This is a genomic window from Chryseobacterium sp., assembly GCF_022712095.1.
Taxonomy (GTDB): Bacteria; Bacteroidota; Bacteroidia; order Flavobacteriales; family Weeksellaceae; genus Chryseobacterium.
The window spans coordinates 1-4,684 of sequence record NZ_JALAHD010000180.1; the positions used below are offsets into that span (position 1 = coordinate 1).

Sequence of the window (4,684 nt, forward strand, 5' to 3'; positions counted from 1 at the left end):
TAATCTGGCCGAGAAAAAGAGGTTACTAAAATGAAATAATACTTTAAAACAATTCAAATTTTTAAGAAAATGAATTATAAAAAACAATCACTAAAATAACAGTGATAGGAGAGGTTTTAACTTTTCTCTGGAAAAACTATCCATATAAGGGTGTAACAAAACCTTTTTACTTTTAACTAATTACACAAATAATAATTATGAAAAAGAAACTTTCCCTTTTTCTGTTATTGTTTTTCGGGATCTTGTCTTTTGCCCAGAAAACAGTTACAGGTAAAATTACCGATGAAGATGGAGTTGCAATTCCCAGTGCCAGTGTTACGATTGAAGAACCAGGAAAAGATGCTATTCTTGCTTATGGAATTACCAATTCCAAGGGGGAATATAAAGTAACATTTACCTCTGCTGAATCTAATGTGGACCTAAAGGTGAAAGCATTTAATCAAAAATCCCTTACAAAACAGATCAGTAATAATGATCAGAACCTTAATTTCAAAATGCAATCTGAAGCCACGGAAATTAAAGAAGTGCAGCTGAAAACAAAAATGATTACATCGCGTGGAGATACTATTGCTTATGATCTTAAAGCTTTCGACAGTAAAAGTGACAGGACATTAGCTGATGTTATGAAGAAAATCCCGGGAATTGAAGTTAATACGGATGGGACTATTCTTTATCAGGGGAATGCAATTAACAAGTTTTATGTAAACGGAAAAGACCTGATGGAAGGAGGATATGGAACTATCAGTAATTCTCTTCCGAAAGATGCCGTACAAAAAGTGGAAGTACTGGAAAATCACCAGCCTGTAAAAATACTTCAGGATAAAATACCTTCTGATCAGGCGGCAATCAATATCAAACTGAAGAATTCCGTTACTATGACTGGTAGAGGAGAAGTAGCAAGCGGATTCGGAGATCCTTGGCTATGGAATGTAAAATTAACACCAATGTTCTTTGGACAGAAAAGTCAGTGGGTGGTTAATTATAAAACCAATAATGTCGGAGAACAGGTAGAAAATGAAGGAAATATTCTTGCGTTCGGAAGCGGATGGGAAGGAAGAAGAATCAATGCGGCTCAGAATGTCTGGCTCAATGTAGAAACAGCAAGTACTCCAAATCTTCCGGTAAAAAGATACTTAATGAACAATGTACATTATTTATCCGCCAATTATTTAACGAATATTGACAGCAAAAAGGAATGGGAATTAAAAGCTAATGCGAATTATACCAATAATGCGGTAGAAAGAGAAGATGAAGTGGAAACCAGATATTTTGGGGCAGATGGAGATGTTCGATCAACAGTGTTTACAAGTACAAGAAATAATTTTTATACCGATAAACTGAAGGGAGAATTTACTTTTACAAAAAATGCTAAAAAAGGATTTTTCAAGAATACCACCAGTTTCAGCCAGTTCTGGAATGCAGATCGTGCTGTGGCAACAAGAGAAGGCAGATTGGGAAATGAGTCGGTAGAATCACCAACTTCTTCTTTCCAAAATTCATTAAGTACAATTATCCCCTGGAAAGAGAAAATGATTAATCTGAAATCATATATTAATTATCAGGATGACAAACAAACGTTACAAGTTTCACCAGCAAGCTATTTGCAGATTCCATACAGAAATCCGGTTGTAGACTCTGTGACAACTATCAACTTTGCTCCTGGAACACTGGCGGTACAGAACTTCAGAATAAAAACATTGGATACCTCCCATTCAGCCAATATTAGTTTTACCTCAAAAGGCTGGACCTTTACACCACAGGTGGGAATCGATTTCTCATCAGATAAATTGACTACCAATTTTAATGGGGTGGCTGTTGCCAATCCGAATCTCCCGGGAGATGTTCCTCCTAATTTTGATGATCCGATGTATGAAAATAATTTAAGATTTACAGAAGTGGTTCCAACGGCATCATTAGGTCTCAACTATAAATCAGATGCATGGAGTTTATTTGCAAATATTCCTGTGAACTTTAATAGTATCAAAGCAGAAGACGGACTTAGAAATGTTTCTAAATCTTTAAACAAGACTACTTTTACACCGAATGTTTTTGCTCAGTATTCATTTGCTTCATTCTTTAAAGCAAGTGTAAACGGAAGTATTAGTAATAACTTTGGAGACATTCAATCGGCCTATGCCGGATACATGCTGTTAAGCCCTGGAGGGTTTAATGTAATGAGTCCAAGCAATCCTATTCCTGAAACGAATACTAAAAGCGGGGGAGCAAGATTGGAATACAGAAACCCATTAAATAACTTATTCTTCAATGTAAATTACAGATTGAGTGACAGCAAAAAGAACTTATTATCATCTCCCATATTGGATGCAACAACAGGTTTTACTTTAATGCAGTATAAAGAACAGGATAACCATTCCAAAAGCAATACTTTCAGTGCTGAAATTGGAAAATACTTTCCTAAATTTAAAACCAATGCATCTATCAGTTATAACAATACCGCAGCTAAGTCTGATGCTTTCTTAGATGATAACCAATATCAGAATAGGAACAATTCCCAAACGTATGGATTTAAATTTAACAACACCTACTTTAGCTGGATGAGTTTGGATTATAACCTTAATCTTTCAAGAAATAAACAAGAAAATGTTGGATTAATCGGTAATGGAGGGAAATTAGGAGTCAATGAAGGATATAATCATAATCTAGCTGTATTTTTCTATCCGATAGAAAACCATACTATAGGATTTAATTGGGATCAGATCAATTCTAAATTAGGAGATACCAAATATACCAATGCATTTTATGATCTTTCTTATCAATTTACCTGGGCAAAAAAGAAAATTGACTTTGAATTAAAGTGGATGAATATTGCCAACAGAAAAGTTTTTGAAACCTATAATATCAATGCCTCCACAAACAGTATTTCTTATACAAGAATACAGCTTCGTCCAAGCCAGGTCATGTTGGCGGTAAAGTTCAACTTCAAATAAAACAAAAAACCATCTCGATCGAGATGGTTTTTTTATTGAAAACTTATGAGTACTGAGAGTCGGCAGTGGGTCCATAACTTCCGGGAAGCGGAATATCATTTAATCTGTAATAAACGCCTAATTGAGCTCTATGATGGGTAATCTGGTTAAGACTATGCCTGATCGCTCCATACTTGCTCCATTTCATCAATTCTTCACCATTATTTTTAATGGCCCAACTAGGATTAAGATCCTCTTCCTGTATGCTTTCTAATGCTTTTTTACCATTTTCATAATCATCGTCCAGTTTTTTCAAAAGCTCCTTTCTCGTTGAAAGATGGGTTGGTTTGTATGCATTTTTTGCAAAATCCAGCTCAGAAGTAGATAAAATGGTTGCCGGCCATCCGAATATTTCTACAATATGAGTGGCGAGAGGCATCATTTTCATACTTTTTTCATGAGGAGCATATTCATTTTTTTCTTCCGGAAATAATTCGATAAAGCTTTTTGTAATCTGGTATTCATTTTCCAGCTCTGATTTTAATTGAGATAACGTGTCCATAATATTTTGGTTTTTAGTAGATTAAAATTAAACTTTAATTAATAAACAGAAGAAATAAATTTAGAATATTTATAAAAAAATAATATATTTCTAGAACATAATTGATAGTTAAATAGCAAAACTGTTGTAACAATTTTTATTAAAAGACAACTAATTGAAAAACAATTATAGAATGAAATCCTTATTTTCTGCTTTTTTTATTGCTCTTTTTGCCCTGTCAATGGCTCAGGAATCCAAAGAAACTGCCAATCGTTTCTTTTATGAGCTAACCTTCAAACCTAAAAAAGATTCAACCAAATTAGATAAGGTGATTACTATTTTGGATATTACCGATAAAAACAGGTCTGTTTATCAGGATTATACGGTTATTGCTCAGGATTCAATTATGAAAATAGAATTTGAAGCCATGCAGAAGGCTGGTGTAATGAAAGATCTTTCAAAATCACTTAAACAACCGAAAATTTCTGCGAGGATTTATAAGTTTTATCCGAGTATGAAAGTAGAATATGTAGAAAAAATAGCGAATGGATTTACTCCAAGCAGTATAGGGTATGATGAAACTATCAAGTTTAATTGGAATATTCAAGCAGATAAAGAGAAAATAGGAGAATATAATACCCAAAAAGCAACCACTGAATTTGGAGGAAGAAAATGGACAGCATGGTTCAGTACCGATCTACCTTTTCAGGATGGTCCCTATAAATTTTCTGGGCTTCCGGGGCTTATCGTGAAAATAGAAGATGATGGGAAAAATTATTCTTGGGTTTTACAGGGAAATAAAAAAATTAAAGATTATTCAGAATTCTCCTATATTGAAACATTTGCACATGCTACAGGTGGAAAAGTAAATGTAGTTTCTAGAGAAAAGTTCGAAAAAACCTTTAATGATTTTAAAAAAGATCCATTTGCAACAGCAAGACCAATGTTCACACAGGAAATGATGTCCAAAACCATTCCGGGAATGGATGGAACTATCGGAGATATGATCAAGAAGCAGGAAAAACAATACAAAGACTTTTATAATGCTAATGATAACCCTGTAGAAATCAATCAACCACAGGATAAAAAGAAAAAATAACATTCATTAACTAAATTATATTTAAACAAATAAACCCAAGTGTAGAAATATGTTTGGGTTTATTTATGTCAAAAATCATGTTATTTAGATTAAATTTAAATAGCGTATATTTGCATA

At 33.6% G+C, this 4,684-nt stretch carries 3 protein-coding genes; 2 read left to right on the forward strand and 1 reads right to left on the reverse strand.

Annotated elements, in window-relative coordinates; all coding sequences use genetic code 11:
• Nucleotides 1–197 precede the first annotated feature (197 nt).
• Nucleotides 198–2,948, forward strand: a complete 2,751-nt coding sequence (locus Q0A18_RS09420) for a carboxypeptidase-like regulatory domain-containing protein (protein ID WP_292009901.1) — start codon at nucleotides 198–200, stop codon at nucleotides 2,946–2,948.
• Between the two features lie 43 nt (nucleotides 2,949–2,991).
• On the opposite strand, the gene Q0A18_RS09425 is transcribed toward Q0A18_RS09420, so the two are convergent.
• Nucleotides 2,992–3,489 carry a DinB family protein gene (locus Q0A18_RS09425; protein ID WP_292009902.1) on the reverse strand — a complete coding sequence of 166 codons (498 nt, stop codon included), beginning with the start codon at nucleotides 3,487–3,489 and terminating at the stop codon, nucleotides 2,992–2,994.
• A 172-nt stretch (nucleotides 3,490–3,661) separates the two neighbouring features.
• Here Q0A18_RS09425 and Q0A18_RS09430 point away from each other — a divergent pair, with 172 nt between their 5' ends.
• Nucleotides 3,662–4,567, forward strand: a complete 906-nt coding sequence (locus tag Q0A18_RS09430; RefSeq protein WP_292009903.1) for a GLPGLI family protein — start codon at nucleotides 3,662–3,664, stop codon at nucleotides 4,565–4,567.
• Nucleotides 4,568–4,684 lie beyond the last annotated feature (117 nt).